Origin of the sequence: Streptomyces sp. ID05-26A (genome assembly GCF_033794685.1) — a bacterium.
GTDB lineage: Bacteria > Actinomycetota > Actinomycetes > Mycobacteriales > Pseudonocardiaceae > Lentzea.
In genome coordinates this window covers 2699818-2719026 of the sequence record NZ_JARAYZ010000001.1, presented here as the reverse complement: position 1 = coordinate 2719026, position 19209 = coordinate 2699818, and the positions used below count along the sequence as shown (strand labels likewise).

The window sequence follows — 19209 nt, the reverse complement described above, 5'->3', positions numbered from 1 at the left end:
TTTCTGGGGTTCTGGGGTTCATGGCCGGGTGAGCACCGGGTGCGGTTCGCACCGGCCCGGTGCCATTTCCAACTGGGTGGGCATCTGCCCGTGCGTGACGTCGCCACGCACGGGCAGCACTGATTCGTTCGCGCGTCGCCGCACGCACCCTCTGCAGACCCGTGACGGACCGTTTCGGGGCCGGGAAAGCCGAAAGGCCCGGCTCGCCGAAGCGAACCGGGCCTTTCAGAGGTGAAACGAAGCGGCTGGACTCAGAAGTCCATGCCACCGGCGTCGGGCGCGGCCGGCGCGGCGTTCTTCTCCGGCTTGTCCGCGACGACGGCTTCCGTCGTCAGGAACAGGGCGGCGATGGACGCGGCGTTCTGCAGCGCGGAACGCGTGACCTTGGCCGGGTCGATGATGCCCGCCTTGATCAGGTCCTTGTACTCGCCGGTCGCGGCGTCGAGGCCCTCGCCCGAGGGCAGGGACTTGACGCGCTCGACCACGACGCCACCCTCGAGACCAGCGTTGATCGCGATCTGCTTGAGGGGAGCCTCGACGGCGACCTTGACGATGTTGGCACCGGTGGCCTCGTCGCCCGAGAGACGCAGACCCGCGAAGGCAGCCTCGGCGGCCTGCAGCAGCGCAACGCCACCACCCGCGACGATGCCCTCTTCGACGGCCGCCTTCGCGTTGCGAACGGCGTCCTCGATGCGGTGCTTGCGCTCCTTGAGCTCGACCTCGGTGGCCGCGCCCGCCTTGATGACGGCGACGCCGCCGGCGAGCTTCGCGAGGCGCTCCTGGAGCTTCTCGCGGTCGTAGTCGGAGTCCGACTTCTCGATCTCGGCGCGGATCTGGTTGACGCGACCCTGGATCTGGTCGGCGTCACCGGCACCCTCGACGATGGTCGTCTCGTCCTTCGTGACGACGACCTTGCGGGCCTTGCCCAGCAGCGAGATGTCGGCGTTCTCCAGCTTCAGGCCGACGTCCTCGGTGATGACCTGGCCACCGGTGAGGGTGGCGATGTCCTGGAGGATGGCCTTGCGGCGGTCACCGAAGCCGGGCGCCTTGACGGCGACGGACTTGAAGGTGCCACGGATCTTGTTGACGACCAGGGTCGCCAGGGCCTCGCCCTCGACGTCCTCCGAGATGATCAGCAGCGGCTTGCCGCCCTGCATGACCTTCTCGAGGAGCGGGAGCAGGTCCTTGACCGTGGAGATCTTGGAGCCGAACAGGAGGATGTACGGGTCCTCCAGCGTGGCTTCCTGGCGCTCGGGGTCGGTCACGAAGTAACCGGAGATGTAGCCCTTGTCGAAGCGCATGCCTTCGGTGAGCTCGAGCTCGAGACCGAGGGTGTTGCTCTCCTCGACGGTGATGACGCCTTCCTTGCCGACCTTGTCCATCGCCTCGGCGATGAGCTCGCCGATCGTGGGGTCAGCGGCGGAGATGGACGCGGTAGCAGCGATCTGCTCCTTCGTCTCGATCTCCTTGGCGTTCTTCAGCAGCTGCTCGGCGATGGCTTCGACGGCCTGCTCGATGCCGCGCTTGAGGCCGAGCGGGTTCGCACCCGCGGCCACGTTGCGCAGACCCTCGCGGACCAGAGCCTGGGCGAGCACGGTGGCGGTGGTGGTGCCGTCACCCGCGACGTCGTCGGTCTTCTTCGCGACCTCCTTGACGAGCTCGGCCCCGATCTTCTCCCACGGGTCCTCGAGCTCGATCTCCTTCGCGATGGAGACGCCGTCGTTGGTGATGGTGGGCGCGCCCCACTTCTTCTCAAGCACGACGTTGCGGCCCTTGGGGCCGAGCGTCACCTTGACGGCGTCAGCGAGGATGTTCATCCCGCGCTCGAGACCGCGACGGGCTTCCTCGTCGAACGCAATCATCTTGGCCATTGCGGTGTGTTCCTCCGCCTATGTGAGTTCCTGGGCCACTGCGGGCACACGCCCACAGCGGAACACGGTGCGAGTGGCCAGGCTCGGTGCCCGCGACGGACGACCCAGAAGGGCCTCACCGTCCCAGCCTCACTGTTCTGGCACTCGGACGAGCCGAGTGCTAGTTCGTGTTTAGCACTCGGACACGGCGAGTGCAAGCGACCGCAGACGACTCCCAGGCGACTCTCAGCGTGATGTGCGCACCGGCACAGAGGTCGGCAGCGGCTTCCTCGAGGTCGGTTCGTCCCCGATGTTCAGGGTCGGCGAGGAGTTGGTCTTCGGCTGCCGCGCGGGCTCGTCACCAGGAGAGAGGATCACCACCAGCACGACGATCACCACGATCGCGACCACGGCGGCGATCACCGGCGCGAACCACGCCGGCCGCTCCTTGCCGCCCGACGTGAACGCGCTCGCGCCCACCTGGTTCGGCGGGCGCAGCCGGACCGGGTCCTGCAACTGCTGCTGGTAGCCGCCCTGGTACTGCCCCTGCTGCGCCGGCATCGGACCGGAGACCGGCGCCTGAGCGGGGAACGAGCCGGACTGCGGCCCGAGTTGAGCGGGAGCCGAGCCCTGCGCGACCCCGGCGAGAGCGACGCGTGCGGCGTTGATGAGCTCGGCGCAGTTCGCGAACCGCTGCGCCGGGTCCTTGGAGGTGCCCTTGCGGATGACCTCGTCGATGGCCGGCGGCAACGCCACGACCTGGGACAGCGAGGGCACGACGTTGCTGAGGTGGCCCGCGATGACCTCCTGCACGCCGCCCTGGAACGGCGGGCGGCCCGACAGGCAGGCGAAGAGCATGCACGCGAGCGCGTACTGGTCGGTGCGGCCGTCGACGGGCTCGCCCCGCAGGTGCTCCGGCGCCGCGTAGGTCGGCGAGCCGAGGAAATCACCCGTTCGGGTGCGGTGGCCGGTGGCGCCGCGGCGGGTCAGGCCGAAGTCGGCGACGTAGACGTGCTCGCGCACGCCCTCCTTCTGCGTCACCAGCACGTTCGCCGGCTTCACGTCGAGGTGCACGAGGCCCTTGCCGTGCAGCATGTCGAGCGCTTCGGCCACCTGGGCGAGCAGCGACAACGTGCGCGCGGGGGTGAGCGGGCCCTCCTTGATGTGCCCGGACAGGTCCTGGCCGTCCACGAGCCGCATCGCGATGTACAGCAGGCCCTCGACCTCGTCGAAGTCGTACAGCGGCACGATGTTCGCGTGGTCGATCGCGGACGTGTTGCGCGCCTCGTCCACGAACCGCTCGCGGAACTCGGCATCGGGAGCGAGGTGCTCACCGATGACCTTGAGCGCGACCTTGCGGCCGAGCCTCACGTCCGTGGCCCGATACGTCACGCTCATGCCACCGCGACCCAGCACACCATCGATCCGGTAATGCGCGATTCGTCGTCCGCTCAGGTCCTCCGACACGCAAGGCAGCCTAACGTCCGGCCGGATCGGCTTGTCCCGGGTTGGCCGAAGGCGTGACCGAAGTGATCTCCAACCGGCCCCTAGCCGGCGCGGCGCACCTCGGACGCCTGGCTGCGCCCGTCCCGCCCGGCCTGCACCTCGAACTCCACCCGGTCGCCTTCTGAGAGCGTCCGGAAGCCTTCCATCTGGATCGCCGAGTAGTGCACGAAGACGTCGGGCCCGCCATCGGTCGCGATGAAGCCGTATCCCTTTTCGGAGTTGAACCACTTGACGGTGCCGAGAGCCAAGACGTCCTCCTTCAGATCACGCATCTCACGCAAAGCGCAGAGAGCAACGCTAAAAGAAGAAATCTCACGCGGATACCTCCTTACGGAGTCATGAACGAGGGCTGACTCCGTTGGCGCGCAACCAGGTGGTGAGCCTGCGGGGGCCGCGCGCCTGGGTCAGCACGGCGCCCGGACCAGCGAAGTCGAACACCAGCCCCTCACCCGTCTGAATGGATTGCACGCCATCCGGTACCGACGGCCGGAGACGGCATTGCACGGTGTCCGCGAACGCCACGACGTGATCGCTGCTGATGGTCACCGCTTCTCCCACTTCCAGCGTCACCAGGTCGAGTGCGCCGTAACAGGCGAGCAGCACCGCGCCCTGGCCGTGCGCGTAGTTCAGGAAGCCCTCGGCGCCCCCGAAGATCGCCTGCATCGGCGGCGCCTCCGGGTTCATCGCCACCGTGCTGCTGGACGCGATCCAGCTGTGCCGGGCGAGGCACCAGCCGTGCGTCCCGTCGAGCTCGATCTGGTGCAGGTCGCCGGGCAGCACGGGCGCCGCGTCGAGCCAGCCGCCCTCCGCACCCGCCGTGCACAGCGCGACGGCCTTCGCGCCCGCGCCCTTCACCTCGACCACGAGCCCGTAGCTGGTCGCCGCGATGGTCAGCGGGTCGGCCAGCACCGCCTCGCCGGGCGCGAGGACGAGTCTCGCCACGCCGAACGTCGGTGTGTGCCTGGTCCGGACCTGCACGAACAACACCTCCGGGAGGAAACGCGGAAAGCGATCGTCACGATCGGCGCGACGTTGGCAGTATGCAGTCGTGCCTCCCACCACTGTCGCCGAACACCGCCGCCGCGTCGCGGAGCTCGTCGGGTCGATGCCCGTGCTGCAACTCCCGCTCGAGGAGTGCCTCGGGCTCGTGCTCGCCGCCGACGTCATCGCGCCGCTCGCCCTGCCGCCGTTCGACAACTCGGCGATGGACGGGTACGCGGTGCGGGCGGCCGACCTGAGCCGGGACGAGACGTCTCGTCTCGTGGTGACCGACGACATCCCGGCCGGCCGCACCGAGCTGAACCCGCTGACCCCCGGCACCGCGCAACGGATCATGACCGGCGCGCCGATCCCGCCCGGAGCGGACGCGGTGGTCCAGGTCGAGTGGACCGACGGCGGCACGGAGACCGTGACGATCAACCGGCCTGTGGAGCCCGGCCAGAACATCCGCATCGGCGGCGACGACGTGCAGAAGGGCGACGCGGTGCTGGCCGCGGGCACCGTGCTGCGCCCGTCCACGCTCGGCCTCGCCTCCGCGCTCGGCCTGCCCGAGCTGCCCGTGCGCCGCCGTCCGCGCGTGCTGGTCCTGTCGACGGGCTCCGAGCTGGTCGAACCCGGCCGCCCGCTGGAGCTCGGCCAGATCTACGAGTCGAACGGCATGATGCTCGCCTCGTCCGTGCGGGAGGCGGGCTGCGTCGCCCTCCAACTGCGGTTCGTGCCGGACGACGTCGAGGCGTTCCACCAGGCCCTGCGGCCGTACCTGGGCGCGGTGGACGTGATCGTGACGTCCGGCGGGGTCAGCGCGGGCGCGTACGAGGTGGTCAAGGACGCCTTCGAGGACCACGACGTGCAGTTCACCAAGGTCGCGATGCAACCGGGCGGGCCGCAGGGCTCCGGCCGCTACGAGGGCGTGCCGGTGCTGTCGCTGCCGGGCAACCCGGTGAGCGCGCAGGTGTCGTTCGAGGTGTTCGTGCGGCCGGCGCTGATGGCGTCCATGGGACACACGCAGTCCGAACGTCGCAGCGCGCGGGCGACGATCACGTCCGCGCTGACGTCTCCGGCGGGCAAGACGCAGTTCCGGCGCGGTCTGCACGACCCGTCGTCCGGCGAGGTCGTGACGCCGGTCGGCGGTCCGGGCTCGCACCTGCTGTCGGCGCTCGCGTTGTCGAACTGCCTGATCGAGGTGCCCGAGGACGTGACCGAACTGCCCGCGGGGGCCGAGGTCACCGTGAGATACCTGCAGTAGTCACAGATCTGGGGGAAGCAGGGAGATGAGAGCGGCATTCGCGCTGGCGCTGCTGGCGGGGTTCTTCGTGCTCGCGGTGGGCCTCGTCGTGGGACTGGGCGTGCTCGCGGCCGTCCTCTTCGGCCGGGGCGACGACGAGGGGGGCTGGTGGCTCCTGGCGCTGGCACTGGTCGTGGGTGGCCCGACGCTGTTCGCGGTGGTCACGGCGATCTGGGCGCGCCCGCGGGCGGAGGGGGTCGAGCTGCCGCGCCCGGCGCACCCGGAGCTCTGGCGGCACGTCGACGAGCTCGCGAGGATCGCGGGCACCCGCAGCCCCGACGAGATCCGGCTCGTCGACAAGGCGAACGCGGGCGTCTGGGAACGCCGCGGCACCCGGCACATGGAGCTGGGCCTGCCCTGGCTGGCAGGGATGACGATCGGCGAACTGCGGTCGGTGCTTGCGCACGAACTCGGCCACTACGGCGGCGGGCACACACGGCTGTCGGCGCTCACCTCGCGCGCACAGCACGCCCTCGGGATGGCGTCCAGGCAGGACTTCGCCCTCTTCGGCGTCCTGTACGGGTGGGCGAGGCTGTACGCGCTGGTCGCGGCCTCGGAGAGCCGGAAGCACGAGCGGTTCGCCGACGAGGTGTCCGTCGCGGCGGCCGGGCGCGAGGCGTCGATGCGGTCGTTGCTGCGCGGCGGCCCGCTGGGCATCGCGTGGGAGGACTACAAGCGCTGGTACGTGTCGCTGGCCGTGGCGGCCGGTCGCACGCCACCGTTGCTGGAGGGCTTCCGCGCCTACCTCGACCACCCGCGGCGCGTGCACCAGTTGCGCGAGATCGAGCCGCTGCTGGCCGCGGAGGAACCGACGTCGGTGTTCGACAGCCATCCGCCGATCCGGGCGCGGGTCGCGACGATCGCGCAGTTCTCCCAGCTCAGCGGCAGTGTGGCCGAGGCGATCGACGAACGTTCCTCGTGGCCGTTGCTGGCCGGCCTGCCGCCCGAGCAGGTCGCGGCGCTCGTCGACGTGCAGGGGCCGCCGATCACCTGGGAGGAGCTGGCCCCACTGGCCGGACCGGCACTCGTCCGCCGGCACGCCGACCTGCTGCGGCACGCGGGCCGGGTGAGCAAGGTCGGCGACACGATCGCCGACGTGCTCAGGGCGTTGGAGGGCGCGCAGCTGCACAAGCTCACGGGAGCGCCCGTGGACGCGTCGCTGACCCAGGCCGAGGTGCACGACGCGGCCGTCGAGGCCGTGACGGAACTACTCGCGTGCATGGTGGCTGACCTGCTCGTCGCGGCTAACCGCGCCACGCTGGAACTCAACTGGGGCGGGCTGTTCGCGCTGCGGATGCCGGACGGAGCTGCGGTCTACCCGGAGGACCTGGTCGCACCCGCGGTGCGTGACGCTAACCGGGTGCCCGAAGTGCGGTTCAGGCTGCAGTCCCTGGGCGTGGACGGACTGTGACGGAACGCTCACCGAGCGACGTTGTTAACGCCATGTGACGGGGATTACACTGCTCGCAGGTGCCGGTGGGCCCGCGCATTCGTCGGGGGATGCACGGGCCTACCGGCCACTTGTCTTTCCGGCAGTCCTGATGGGCGGTTTGGGCCGTTGCCGTAGCGTGATGCCGCCCGACAATCCACCGAAGCTACGGAACCCACAGACACGATGAGCAGCGAGAAGCCCGTCTCCCACTTCCTCGAACTCGCGCGCGGCATGGTGCCGCCGATGCACCCCGCAGGGCGCCCGTTCGTCGCCGGTGCGGCGATCGCGACCCTCCTCGTCCGGCTGCGCTCCAAGCGCCTGGGCGTCGTCCTCGCGCTGGTCACGGCGTGGGTGGCGTGGTTCTTCCGCGAGCCGAAGCGCGTGACGCCGACCCGTCCGAACCTCGCCGTGGCCCCGGCCGACGGCACCGTCTCGCACGTGGTCGACGCCGTCCCGCCGGCCGAGCTCGGCCTCGGCTCCCAGCCGATGACGCGCGTCAGCGTCTTCCTCTCCGTGTTCGACGTGCACGTGCAGCGCGTGCCCGCGGACGGCGAGGTCGTCCAGGTCTCGTACCACCCCGGCAAGTTCCTCTCGGCCGACCTCGACAAGGCATCCGAGGAGAACGAGCGCAACACCGTGTGGCTGCGCACCGTCGACGGCCACGACCTCGTCGTGGTGCAGATCGCCGGCCTGGTCGCCCGCCGCATCGTGTGCGAGGTCGCCGAGGGCGAGAAGGTCACCGCCGGTCAGACCTACGGCCTGATCCGCTTCGGCTCGCGCGTGGACCTCTACGTGCCGCGCGGCAGCCGCGTCCTGGTCGAGGCCGGCCAGCGCACCATCGGCGGCGAGACCGTTCTCGCCGAACTGCCGGAAGCCTGATGGCACCCAGCGGGCCCGGCGTTCGCCTCCTGCCGAACGCGATCACGGTCCTCGCCATGTGCTCGGGCCTGTCCGCCGTGCACTTCGCGAACGTCGGGATGTGGGGCGCGGCCATCGCCTCGATCGCGGCAGCAGCCGTGTTCGACGGCCTGGACGGCCGCATCGCCCGCCTGCTGGACGCGACGTCGAAGATGGGCGCGGAGCTGGACTCGCTGGCCGACGCCATCTCGTTCGGCGTCGCGCCCGCCCTCGCGATCTACCTCTGGAAGTTCGAGGGCAACCGAGCCGGCTGGGTCATCGCGCTGATCTTCGCGGTCTGCATGGTGGTCCGCCTGGCCCGCTTCAACACGTTGCTGGAGAAGGAACAGCCGCCGTTCGCGAAGGAGTTCTTCGTGGGCGTCCCGGCGCCCGCCGGCGGTCTTCTCCTGCTGCTGCCCCTGATCATCGAGGAGCAGGTGCGCACCGACGGCTGGTGGAACAACTCCTACGTCGTGGGCGTGTGGACCGTCCTGGTCGCGATGCTCCTGGTCTCCCGCATCCCGACGCTGTCCGTGAAGACGGTGAAGGTGCCGCCGCGCGCGGTGGCCCCGTTGCTGGTCGCCGTCGGCCTGCTGGCGGCCGCGATCATCACGTACCCGTTGGTGGCACTGATCATCGCGATGGTCGTGTACCTGGCGCACCTGCCCTACTCGGTGCGGCGGTACATGTGGCTGTCGAAGCACCCGGAGGCGTGGACCGTCACCGGTGCCGACCGCCGTGCCATCAAGCGGGCGCACGGTGTCGCTGCTCGCCGACTCGGTTTGCGGCAGCCGTTGCGCGGCCGCGTCGCCGGTGCGGCCATGCGCGCCGTGCGCCGCCCTCGTCGTGACGCGACCGCATCTTCTTCGGAGATGCCCGCGTCACGCGACAACGGCAGCGGACGGCGGTCCTGGCGGCAGATCGGCCTGAGAAGGCACGACAAGCCGTGAGTGCGGCTGCCTTACTGCGGGATCTAGCCGAGAAGACAGTGCATCTGCCAGAGCCACCCGGCTCTGGCAGATACCACTACGTGCACACGTCCAGCGCGTTCCTGCACACGGTCCGCAAGATCACCCGCACCAGGCAGACCACCTCGCTCACCGGCAGCGTCGAACGCCAGGAACGACGACAGTGGATCACCTCTGACGGCTCCGGCCGGCTGCTGGTCACCACGAACGGCGAGGCCGTGCAGCCGACCGGCGACTACCCGCCGGGACGGCTGCCGGCCGGCTTCCTCTCCGCCACCGATCCCGCTGCCGTCACCGCCGAGTTGCGGACGAGGAATCCGAAGGGTTCCACCGCCGCGGCGATGAAGACGTTCGGCCTGATCTGGCACGGTCAGGTCGTCCCACCGGCGCTGCAGCGCCTGCTCTTGCTCGACCTCGCCACCTTTCCCGGCATGTCGGCGGAGACCACGGGCGAGTCGGTCACGTACGTCGAACAGGAACGGCACTTGCGCCACGTCCTGGTGTTCGATCCCCGCACCGGCGCACTGCTGGGCGAGGAGAACACGGCTCTCGACGGGGCCACCGTCCCGATCCCCACCCCCGCGATCGTCTCCAGCACCGAGTGGCTGCTCTCGGGGTACTCCGCGACGACCGCAGAGCCTCCGCAGCAGCACACGAGGCCATAACGTCCGCGTCCCGGGCGCGGGGAGGAACTAGAGTCGGCGTCGTGATCACGCTGACGGCTCGCCTGTCCCCGTCCGCTCTGGACACCCGGCGAGGCGTAGTCCGCCTCCACCCCGAGGTGCTCGACGCCCTGGGCCTGCGCGCCTGGGACGCCGTGAAGCTGACCGGCGCCCGCGTGAGCGCCGCACTGGCCGCCTCGGGCGAACAACCACCGGGCGTGGTCCTGGTGGACGACGTCACCCTGACCAACCTGGGCGTGGTCGAGGGCGCGGAGATCGTCGTGGCCCCGGTCCAGGTGACCGCCGCCCGCTCCATCACCGTCGCAGGTTCCCGCCTGGCGACCACGGCCCTCACGCCGGAGCACGTGCGCATGGCGCTGACCGGCAAGGTCCTCACCGTCGGCGACAACGTCTCGCTGCTCCCCCAGGACCTGGCGCCACCCCCCGGCGCCAACGTCTCGGAAACGCGCCGCAAGCTGTCCAACGCCATCGGCATGACGTGGACCAACGAGCTCATCACGATCACCTCGACCGACCCCGCGGGCCCGGTGGCCGTGCAGCCGTCGAGCGTCGTGGGCTGGCGTTCAGCCCAGGCCCCGGCCGCCGAGGTCACACCCGTGGTGGTGCAGGAGAAGCACGAGGCGCTGCCCCTCACCGACCTGGTGGGCCAACGCGACCAGGCACGCCGCCTCGCCGAATGGCTGGAACTGATGTTCCGCCAGCCCGACCTCCTCACGAAACTGGGCGCCTCAGCCCGCCTCGCGGCCATGGTCAGTGGCCCGGAAGGCGTCGGCAAGGCAACACTGGTCCGCGCGGTGGCCCGCTCCCTGGACGCCTCGATCGTAGAACTGGCAGCCCCGAGCATCGCGGTCCTGGAACCGGGCGCGATGGCCAAACAACTGGGCGACGCCATCGCCACCGTGCCAGAGCAGCCCACGATCCTGCTCATCACCGACATCGACGCCCTGCTCCCGACCACCCCACCCCCGGTGGCCACCGTCGTCCTGGACATGCTCCGCACGGCGATCTCCCGCCCCAACCTCGCCCTGGTGGTCACCTCGGCACGAGCAGAATCCGTAGACGCCCGCCTACGAGCCCCAGACCTGGTCGACCGCGAACTGTCACTCCCCCTCCCGGACACGGCGGGCCGCACCGAACTACTGCGAGTCCTGCTCCGAGACGTCCCGCTGGAGTCCGATGTGGACTTCGGCGAGGTAGCGGCCCGCACACCAGGTTTCGTGGCAGCGGACCTCTGCGCCCTCCGCCGCGAAGCAGCGGTCAGGGCAGCCCTGCGCCAACGCGAGGTGGCAGAACCCCGAGTGGGCCAAGAAGACCTGCTGGCGGCCCTGAACACGGTCCGCCCGATCTCCATGTCAGCCTCGGACACAGTCCAAACAGGCGGCCTCACGCTGGAAGACGTGGGCGACATGAAGGAGGTCAAACAGGCCCTCACCGAGGCAGCCCTCTGGCCCCTCCGCTACCCGGACTCCTTCGCCCGCCTGGGAGTGGACCCCCCACGAGGCGTCCTGCTCTACGGCCCACCGGGATGCGGCAAGACATTCCTGGTCCGAGCCCTGGCAGGCACAGGCCAACTCAACGTCCTGACGGTCAAGGGCGCAGAACTGATGGACAAGTTCGTAGGCGAGTCAGAACGAGCAGTCCGAGAACTCTTCCGCAGGGCAGCAGACGCAGCCCCAGCCCTGATCTTCCTGGACGAGGTGGACGCCCTGGCACCGAGACGAGGCCAGTCCTCGGACTCAGGCGTAGCAGACCGAGTAGTAGCAGCCCTGCTGACAGAACTGGACGGCGTAGAACCCCTGCGAGACGTAGTGGTGATCGCAGCAACCAACCGCCCAGAACTGATCGACCCAGCACTACTACGCCCAGGCCGCCTGGAACGCCTCGTCTACGTCCCACCACCAGACGCCGAGGCCCGCACCGAAATCCTCAAGGCGTCCTCCCGCAACACCCCGCTGTCCGAAGAGGTAGACCTGCCCACCCTGGCAGAAGAACTGGACATGTACTCGGCAGCAGACTGCGCAGCCCTGGTACGAGAAGCAGCCCTGACGGCAATGCGAGAATCACTGGACGCAGCAGAAGTAACACAAAAACATCTAGCAAAAGCAAGAACAGTAGTGCGCCCATCCCTGGACCCAGCACAACTGGTGTCACTGGCCGCATACGCAGCAAACCGCAAACTCTAAAGCCCACCCACCGCGAAGCCGAAGCCGAAGGCGAGCCGCCCTGGTCTTTCGTCTTCAGCAAGCGGTCCAGGCGGTGGGGTCCCATCACGAGTCGCGCCATAGCTCTTGCTGCATCAGAGAAGGGGTGTCAAACCGCCACGCTTTTCGGCGGTTTGACACCCCTTCTCTGATGTGGCCCGCTCTTGGTGTGACTCGTGATGGGACCCCACCGCCAACGCAACCCTCAAAGCAACCGGCGGCCGCCCAACGCAACAGGCGTGCCATCTACCCGCTCATGGCGTGGGCCCCCTGATCAGATTGCCGGGGGTCTGGGGGCAGCGCCCCCAGGGGAAGCACGCAACCGCAGGCCCGCCAACGCAACAGGGGGAACCCAACCAAACCGGAGCGCTACTTACTCTTGGAAGGCCCCTGATAATCATTGGTAACAATCAAAATGATCCCAGGCGCAGAAGACTGGATCCCATCGAACCGAGGCTCAACCCGAGCCCGCAAAACCGCCGCCAACTCCTTGGCAGAAGCTTCCTCATCAGTCCCAGGCCGAAAATAGACAGTAGTGGTGGGAATGGTCCCAGCAGAGTAGTTACCAGTCCCCTCCACCGACCACCCATTGGCCCGAACCTCATCAGAGGCCTTCGAAGCCAACCCAGAAATAGTCGAGTTGTTGTAAACCCGAACCCCAACCTTGGCAACCCCGGGCTGAGTAACAGGCGGAGGAGGCACAACAGAAGAAACCGGCACAGACGGCACGGTAGGCGACCCAGTAGTCGTACCAGGAGCAGCAGACGAAGGCGTAGAAGCCGGAGGCTGCTCAGCAGTAGTAGTAGCCACAGGCGGAGCAGTGGACGACCCCTCGGCAGCGGGAGGCGAATCCTCCCCACCACCGAACAGCGACACAACTCCGATCACCAACGCGACAGCGGCGACGCCGAGCAGGGCGAAGCCGGCAGCCTTGGCCGGACGGGACGGGCTTGCGGACTCGGGGGAGGTCATCAGTCCTCGGTGCTCCTGGCGCGGGCGCGAACCCTTTGGCGGCCTGTCCGGACCCCACGCAGCCGTTTGACGAGCATCGGATCGGCAGCCAGGGCGGCTTCGGATTCAACGAGCGCGTTGAGCAACTGGTAGTAGCGGGTCGCGGACATGTCGAACAGTTCCCTGATGGCCTGTTCCTTGGATCCCGAGTACTTCCACCACTGACGCTCGAACGCGAGCATCGTGCGTTCGCGGCTGGTCAGCCCGTCAGCGGAGGTGAGCGTCTCGGCGTGATCCATCTGGCTCCCCACGGTCGCCACACCATCTCAGGTGCGGGCAATTCAATCACGTGATCGTTCCAACCTACCGCGCGACACCGACAGTTTTGGACCGCATAAAGTTCAGCCATGGCCGTCCACCGCATCCGCATCGCCGGCGACCCCGTGCTCCACAACCCGACGCGCGAGGTCACCGAGTTCGACACCGAGCTGAAGACCCTCGCCGCCGACATGTTCGAGACGATGGCAGCGGCTCGCGGAGTGGGGCTCGCGGCCAACCAGATCGGTTTCGACCTGCGGCTCTTCGTCTACGACTGCCCGGACGACGAGGGTGTCCAGCACCGCGGCGCGATCGTGAACCCCACGCTCGAGACCTCCGAGATCCCGGAGACCATGCCGGACCCGGACGACGACTTCGAGGGCTGCCTGAGCGTGCCCGGCGAGGCCTACCCGACCGGACGCGCCCAATGGGCGAAGGTGACGGGCCTGGACCTCGACGGGCAGCCGTTCGAGGCCGAGGGCACGGGCTTCTTCGCCCGTTGCCTGCAGCACGAGACGGACCACCTCAACGGCTACCTCTACACCGACCGCCTCATCGGCCGGTACCGCAAGGAAGCCAAGCGGATGCTGCGCGACAACGAGTGGAACCAGCCGGGCCTCTCCTGGGACCCGAACGACCCCGCGAACTTCGACGAGGACGAGGACTAGGACGAGGGCCGGAGCACCGCCTCCACCTGCGCCAACTCGTCAGCACCCAACGGCCCGAACTCCAGCGCGCGAGCGTTCTCCTCGACCTGAGCCACCGTCCGGACTCCCGGGATCGGAACCAGGCGGGGAGAACGCGCCCAGAACCACGCCAGCGCCCCCTGCACCAACGTCCGGCCGCCCGACGTCAGCACGTCCCGAACGGCCTCCCGCGCCTCGAAGTACGAGGGTGACGGCCGCCCGTCGACGAAGAACCGCAGCCACGACGGGTTCGTGACGCGAACGTCGTCCGCGGGCAACTCCGAGAACGTCTCCCGCGCCAGCAACCCCATCGCCAGCGGACGACGACACAGCACCGAGTACTCCCCCGCGTACATCGCCGGGTTGTCGAAGAGCAGGTTGATGTCGGCCTGCGCCGCGATCCCGTGCTCCCCCTCGCAGAAGAACCGCGCCCGCTCGACGTCGTCCGTGCTCCACCCGTAGGCGCGGATCTTGCCCGCAGTCACCAGCGCCTCGCACTCGTCGCGCAGCAGCGCCGCCTCCTCCAGCCCCAGGTCACCGACGTGCAGCTGGTAGAGGTCGATCCGATCGGTCCCCAGCCGCCGCAACGATCCCTCGACAGCACCCCGCAGGTACGCGACCGACCCTTCGTTCCCCGTCATCCGACGCGACGAAGCGTCGAACCCGCAGCCCCACTTCGTCGCGATCAACACCTGGTCACGCACGTCCGCAAACGCTTGCCCCACCACGGTCTCCGCGTGCCCGCAGCCGTAGACGTCCGCCGTGTCGAACAGCGTCACGCCCAGCTCGACCGCCCGCCGCAACGCCTTGACCGACTCGCCGTCGTCGGCGGGTCCCCAGCCGACCGGCAGCCCGTCCGGGCCCGAGAACGGCCCGCCCATGGCCCACGTGCCGAAACCCAACTTCCCCAGTTCCAAGGTCATGGCCACAGCGAACATCCTGGAGCGCGCTCCAGGTCAAGAAACAAGTTGCGACCACCAGCGACCATCAACGCATGCCCGTCGAAAACATCGTCGCCTTCGTAGCGGCCTCGTTCCTCATCGCACTGTCGCCCGGACCTGGCACGGCCATGGTCCTGCGACAGTCGGTGCACGGGCGAAAAGCCGCGCTGGCGACGGTGTTCGGCATGGAGGTGGGCGTCGCCTGCTGGGCCGTCGCCGCCGCTCTCGGCCTGTCGGTCCTGCTCACGGCGTCCGAGATCGCCTACCACGGGCTGCGGATCGCCGGCGCGGTCTTCCTGATCTACCTGGGCGTCAAGGCCCTGATCAGCAAGAGCCTGCCCGGTGCCGAACCGCCGCCCCCGAGCCACGCGTTCCGCAGCGGGTTGATCGTGAACCTGGCCAACCCGAAGCTCGGCGTGTTCGCGATCTCGTTCCTACCGCAGTTCGTGCCTGCCGGGGAGGCCGGCCAGGGGGTTCTGCTCTTCCTCGCCGTCGGCTGGGTCCTCATCGACACCGTCTGGTACCTGATCATCGTGTCGATCCTGCACACGATCAGGGGCTGGCTCAGCCGGCCGCGGGTCCGTCCCGCGCTCGAGAAGCTGTCGGGCGGCGTGCTGCTGGCGCTCGGAGTCAGGCTGGTACTCGACCCGCGTTGAGATCGGGTTGCCCCGGCGCCAGAAGAGCTCGGGCAACCCGGCCAGCTCGGCGAAGGTGTGGCAGGCGGCCATCGACGCGTAGCCGCCGGCCAGCACGTGCGCGCGGATCCGGTCCAGGCGGCCGAACTCGATCACCTCACCGGCGATCAGGAAAGGCAGCACGAGCTGCCAGGCCTGCACGACGGCCGGACGACGCCGGTGAGGTGCGCGCAGGGCCGCGCGGGCGACGCGGAGCAGGTGCTCGTTCGCGCTCATCGTGTACGGGTGGGCCGAGTGGTCCCAGCTCCACCGGCGCTCCTCGGTGACCGCGCACCGCACGCACTCGACCGGCCCGGTGCCCAGTTCGGCACCGCAGCGCGAGCACGCCAGCAGCGTCATCGCCCAGTCGACGCACGTCCACGGGTACTGGCCGACGTCCGCGGAGGTCACCAGTTCGGCCAGTTCCCGGTCGGCGAGCTGCGACGACGTTCTCAGCGCCTCCCAGTCCGCGAGCCAGAACTGGTCGAGCAGCTCGGCGCAGAAACCGCAGTCGGGGTAGCCGCGACCTGCGAGTTCTCCGCAGGAAGGGCATGCCGAGACCACGGCGGGACGCTGGCCGCGTCGCGCGCCGGGCGGGAACGGCTGGTGATCAGCCACGGGGAAGAGATTAGGGGCAAACGACGCCCTTGGCAGTAGCGGCGCGCTCTGACTATGGTCGGTTCTCGACAACTCAAGAAAACGCGGGAGCTCGCGCCAGAGCGGGCTGAGAGGGTGACTGGCAGTAGTGCCGGTGTCACCGACCGCCTGAACCTGACCGGGTAATGCCGGCGTAGGGAGGAATGTCGTGACGGCACTTGACGACCGTTCGGTCAAGCCCAGTGTGACCACGGGCCCGATCTCGGGATCCCGCAAGGTGTACCGCGAGGTGTCCCCGGACATCCGCGTGCCCTATCGCAGGGTGGAACTGACCAACGGCGAGCATGTCGATCTCTACGACACTTCCGGTCCGTATACCGACGACAACGCGACGATCGACGTCCACAGTGGACTGCCCGACCTGAGGTCCGGGTGGATCGCCGCACGGGAACCGATCAACGGAGCTGTCAGCCAGCTCGCGTACGCGAAGGCCGGGATCATCACCCCGGAGATGCGCTACATCGCGGTGCGCGAGAACCTCGACGCGGAGTTCGTGCGCAGCGAGGTGGCCATCGGACGTGCGGTCATTCCGTTGAACCGCAAGCACCCCGAGGCAGAGCCGATGATCATCGGCAAGAAGTTCCTCGTGAAGATCAACGCCAACATCGGCAACTCCGCGGTGTCGTCGTCGATCGAGGACGAGGTCGACAAGATGGTGTGGGCGTCCCGCTGGGGTGCCGACACGATCATGGACCTGTCCACCGGCAAGCGGATCCACGAGACGCGCGAGTGGATCCTGCGCAACTCGCCCGTACCGATCGGCACCGTGCCGATCTACCAGGCGCTGGAGAAGGTGAACGGCGACCCGGCCGCGCTGTCGTGGGAGGTCTACCGCGACACCGTGATCGAGCAGGCCGAGCAGGGCGTCGACTACATGACCGTGCACGCGGGCGTGCTGCTGCGGTACGTGCCGATGACGGCCAAGCGCGTCACCGGCATCGTCTCGCGCGGTGGGGCGATCATGGCCGGGTGGTGCCTCGCGCACCACAAGGAGAGCTTCCTCTACACGCACTTCGAGGAGCTCTGCGACATCCTGCGCACCTACGACATCACGTTCTCGCTGGGCGACGGGCTGCGGCCGGGTTCCATCGCGGACGCCAACGACGAGGCGCAGTTCGCCGAGCTCAGGACCCTGGGCGAGCTCACGCACATCGCGCGCGCCAAGGACGTCCAGGTGATGATCGAGGGCCCCGGCCACGTGCCGATGCACAAGATCGCCGAGAACGTCCGGTTGGAGGAGGAGTGGTGCGGCGAAGCGCCGTTCTACACCCTCGGGCCGCTGGCCACGGACATCGCGCCGGCGTACGACCACATCACGTCGGCGATCGGCGCGGCGCAGATCGGCTGGCTGGGCACCGCGATGCTCTGCTACGTCACGCCGAAGGAGCACCTCGGCCTGCCGAACCGGGACGACGTGAAGACCGGCGTGATCACGTACAAGATCGCGGCCCACAGCGCCGACCTGGCCAAGGGGCACCCCGGCGTCCAGGACTGGGACGACGCTTTGTCCAAGGCGCGCTTCGAGTTCCGCTGGGAGGACCAGTTCAACCTGTCGCTCGACCCGGACACCGCGCGCTCGTTCCACGACGAGACGCTCCCCGCGGAGCCGGCGAAGACGGCGCACTTCTGCTCGATGTGCGGGCCGAAGTTCTGCTCCATGAAGATCACCCAGGACGTGCGGCGCTACGCCGAGGAACGCGGACTGTCCACAGTGGAGGCGATCGAGGCGGGCATGGCCGAGAAGTCCGGTGAGTTCGCCGACACGGGCAACAAGGTCTACCTCCCGGTCGTGGAGACTTCGTGACCGAGGCACCTCCGAGGGTCCTCACCATCGCCGGAAGTGATTCCGGCGGTGGTGCGGGCATCCAGGCCGACCTCCGCACGCTCTTCGCGTGCGGAGTGCACGGCTGCGTAGCGCTCACGGCCGTGACGGTCCAGAACTCGGTGGGCGTCACGGGAGTCTCCGAGATCCCGGCGGACGTCGTGGCGGCACAGATCGTCTCGGTGGCCGAGGACATCGGCGTGCAGGCCGCGAAGACCGGCATGCTCGCGTCGGCGCAGATCATCGAGGCCATCACCCCGGCCCTGGACCGCGTCGGCATCGGCTCGGGCCGGATCCCGTTCGTCGTCGACCCGGTCTCCGCGTCCATGCACGGCAACCAACTGCTGGCCGACAACGCGCTGGACGCGTTGCGCGGCCTGCTGTTCCCGCGCGCGACGCTCGTGACGCCGAACCTCGACGAGGTGCGGCTGATCACCGGCATCGCGGTGAAGGACCGCGAGGACCAGCGCGTGGCGGCAGAAGCGTTGCACGCCTTGGGCCCGGAGTGGGTGCTGGTGAAGGGCGGCCACATGTGGGACGCCCCGGAGTGCCTCGACCTGCTCTACGACGGCCGTGAGTTCATCGAACTGCCCGGCCCGCGCTACGACACCGAGAACACGCACGGCAGCGGCGACACACTCGCGTCGTCGATCAGCTCGGCACTCGCCCGGGGCGCCTCGGTGCCGGAAGCCGTGCGGTTCGGCAAGGACTTCATCGTCCGCTCGGTCGCGGCGGCCTATCCCCTGGGCGCCGGCGTCGGCCCGGTGTCACCGTTCTGGAGCCTCGACAGGTAGCGGGCGTACATCGCCCTCAGGTCGGTCGTCTCGGGATCGAGCAGCCAGACCGTCAACGCGCCTTCGAGGAACGCGATCAGCTCCAGCGCGGCCGCTTCGCCCAGCACTCCGGCGAAGTGGCCGCGGAGCACGCGGTTGCGGGCCCGGAACCGCCGCGTGATCTCGTCGTCGCGCGCCAGGTGCTCGGCCTGCAACACCGTGTGCAGCGTCGCCAATCCTTTGTGCGCCATCGTGTGTTCGGCGTCGTCGAGCAACGCCTGGACCAGCTCGCTGCCGGTCACGCGCGCCGCCGCCCGCGCGTCGAACTCGTCCAGGACCGCCCGGAGCAGGTTCTCCTTGGACCCGAAGTGGTGGATCACCGCGGACGGCGTGACGCCGGCCTTCTTGGCGATGGCCGCGACGCCGGTGCCCGCGTACCCGTTGGCACCGAACAGTTCTATTGCGGCATCAACGATCTCGCGGCGTCGCTCGACACCGCGCTGCTGAACCTGCCCCTTGATCCCGACGATGGGAAAAAGACTAGCGGTCGTCATTATGCTGAACAA

General features: G+C 68.9%; 19 protein-coding genes and 1 riboswitch. Of the genes, 11 read left to right on the top strand and 8 right to left on the bottom strand.

Translation table 11 applies throughout. From position 1 onward, the window contains the following. Positions 1-251: 251 nt before the first annotated feature. The 4 genes from groL to PV646_RS13455 form a co-directional block, all read right to left on the bottom strand. A complete protein-coding gene (gene groL / locus PV646_RS13470; RefSeq protein WP_500341743.1) occupies positions 252-1871 on the bottom strand; it encodes a chaperonin GroEL in 1620 nt (539 codons plus the stop codon). Between the two features lie 225 nt (positions 1872-2096). After that, positions 2097-3317, bottom strand: coding sequence for a serine/threonine-protein kinase (locus tag PV646_RS13465; protein ID WP_500341742.1), 1221 nt, complete (start codon positions 3315-3317; stop codon positions 2097-2099). Between the two features lie 80 nt (positions 3318-3397). Next, positions 3398-3604 carry a cold-shock protein gene (locus tag PV646_RS13460; RefSeq protein WP_189156192.1) on the bottom strand — a complete coding sequence of 69 codons (207 nt, stop codon included), beginning with the start codon at positions 3602-3604 and terminating at the stop codon, positions 3398-3400. 88 nt (positions 3605-3692) lie between these two features. Beyond that, positions 3693-4334 carry an AIM24 family protein gene (locus tag PV646_RS13455; RefSeq protein ID WP_500341741.1) on the bottom strand — a complete coding sequence of 214 codons (642 nt, stop codon included), beginning with the start codon at positions 4332-4334 and terminating at the stop codon, positions 3693-3695. Between the two features lie 70 nt (positions 4335-4404). Between PV646_RS13455 and moeA the strand changes: the two genes are divergently transcribed. The 6 genes from moeA (at position 4405) to PV646_RS13425 (ending at position 11803) form a co-directional block, all read left to right on the top strand. Then, the gene (moeA, locus tag PV646_RS13450) at positions 4405-5601 is read left to right on the top strand and encodes a molybdopterin molybdotransferase MoeA (RefSeq protein WP_500341740.1); all 1197 of its coding nucleotides are present in this window, start codon (positions 4405-4407) and stop codon (positions 5599-5601) included. Positions 5602-5626: 25 nt separating this feature from the next. Next, positions 5627-7051 (top strand): M48 family metallopeptidase, encoded by a 1425-nt coding sequence (locus PV646_RS13445; RefSeq protein ID WP_500341739.1) that lies wholly within the window; start codon positions 5627-5629, stop codon positions 7049-7051. A gap of 204 nt (positions 7052-7255) precedes the next feature. After that, a complete protein-coding gene (locus tag PV646_RS13440) occupies positions 7256-7951 on the top strand; it encodes a phosphatidylserine decarboxylase (protein WP_500341738.1) in 696 nt (231 codons plus the stop codon). Next, complete coding sequence (gene pssA, locus PV646_RS13435) at positions 7951-8919, top strand: CDP-diacylglycerol--serine O-phosphatidyltransferase (protein ID WP_500341737.1); 969 nt, start codon at positions 7951-7953, stop codon at positions 8917-8919. The genes PV646_RS13440 and pssA overlap by 1 nt, the downstream gene beginning before the upstream one ends. 80 nt (positions 8920-8999) lie before the next feature. Then, positions 9000-9602 (top strand): hypothetical protein, encoded by a 603-nt coding sequence (locus PV646_RS13430; protein WP_500341736.1) that lies wholly within the window; start codon positions 9000-9002, stop codon positions 9600-9602. Positions 9603-9643: 41 nt separating this feature from the next. Then, entirely contained in the window at positions 9644-11803 is a 2160-nt protein-coding gene (locus PV646_RS13425; RefSeq protein WP_500341735.1) for an AAA family ATPase, read from the top strand. Between the two features lie 387 nt (positions 11804-12190). Here PV646_RS13425 and PV646_RS13420 read toward each other — a convergent pair whose 3' ends face one another. Both PV646_RS13420 and PV646_RS13415 read right to left on the bottom strand, forming a co-directional pair. Next, complete coding sequence (locus tag PV646_RS13420) at positions 12191-12793, bottom strand: LytR C-terminal domain-containing protein (RefSeq protein WP_500341734.1); 603 nt, start codon at positions 12791-12793, stop codon at positions 12191-12193. Next, positions 12793-13071: a DUF3263 domain-containing protein gene (locus tag PV646_RS13415; protein ID WP_089910320.1), complete on the bottom strand. Its 279-nt coding sequence runs from the start codon at positions 13069-13071 to the stop codon at positions 12793-12795. Before PV646_RS13415 ends, PV646_RS13420 begins: the two co-directional genes overlap by 1 nt. Before the next feature lie 108 nt (positions 13072-13179). Here PV646_RS13415 and PV646_RS13410 point away from each other — a divergent pair, with 108 nt between their 5' ends. Then, positions 13180-13758, top strand: coding sequence for a peptide deformylase (locus tag PV646_RS13410; RefSeq protein WP_500341733.1), 579 nt, complete (start codon positions 13180-13182; stop codon positions 13756-13758). Here PV646_RS13410 and PV646_RS13405 read toward each other — a convergent pair. Beyond that, positions 13755-14699: an aldo/keto reductase gene (locus PV646_RS13405; RefSeq protein ID WP_500341732.1), complete on the bottom strand. Its 945-nt coding sequence runs from the start codon at positions 14697-14699 to the stop codon at positions 13755-13757. The two genes, PV646_RS13410 and PV646_RS13405, sit on opposite strands and share 4 nt — an antisense overlap. Before the next feature lie 71 nt (positions 14700-14770). Between PV646_RS13405 and PV646_RS13400 the strand changes: the two genes are divergently transcribed. From PV646_RS13400 to thiD, 4 genes are all read left to right on the top strand, one after another. Continuing rightward, positions 14771-15373 carry a LysE family translocator gene (locus PV646_RS13400; RefSeq protein ID WP_500341731.1) on the top strand — a complete coding sequence of 201 codons (603 nt, stop codon included), beginning with the start codon at positions 14771-14773 and terminating at the stop codon, positions 15371-15373. Between the two features lie 256 nt (positions 15374-15629). Then, a complete protein-coding gene (locus PV646_RS13395; protein WP_500341730.1) occupies positions 15630-15911 on the top strand; it encodes a hypothetical protein in 282 nt (93 codons plus the stop codon). 171 nt (positions 15912-16082) lie between these two features. Then, positions 16083-16205, top strand: a riboswitch (TPP riboswitch). Continuing rightward, positions 16197-17852 carry a phosphomethylpyrimidine synthase ThiC gene (gene thiC, locus PV646_RS13390; protein WP_500341729.1) on the top strand — a complete coding sequence of 552 codons (1656 nt, stop codon included), beginning with the start codon at positions 16197-16199 and terminating at the stop codon, positions 17850-17852. Its footprint overlaps the riboswitch before it by 9 nt. Continuing rightward, positions 17849-18664 (top strand): bifunctional hydroxymethylpyrimidine kinase/phosphomethylpyrimidine kinase, encoded by an 816-nt coding sequence (gene thiD, locus PV646_RS13385; protein ID WP_500341728.1) that lies wholly within the window; start codon positions 17849-17851, stop codon positions 18662-18664. The genes thiC and thiD overlap by 4 nt, the downstream gene beginning before the upstream one ends. Here the strand turns inward: thiD and PV646_RS13380 are convergent. After that, positions 18607-19197, bottom strand: coding sequence for a TetR/AcrR family transcriptional regulator (locus tag PV646_RS13380; RefSeq protein WP_500341727.1), 591 nt, complete (start codon positions 19195-19197; stop codon positions 18607-18609). The genes thiD and PV646_RS13380 overlap by 58 nt on opposite strands. Between the last annotated feature and the right edge of the window lie 12 nt (positions 19198-19209).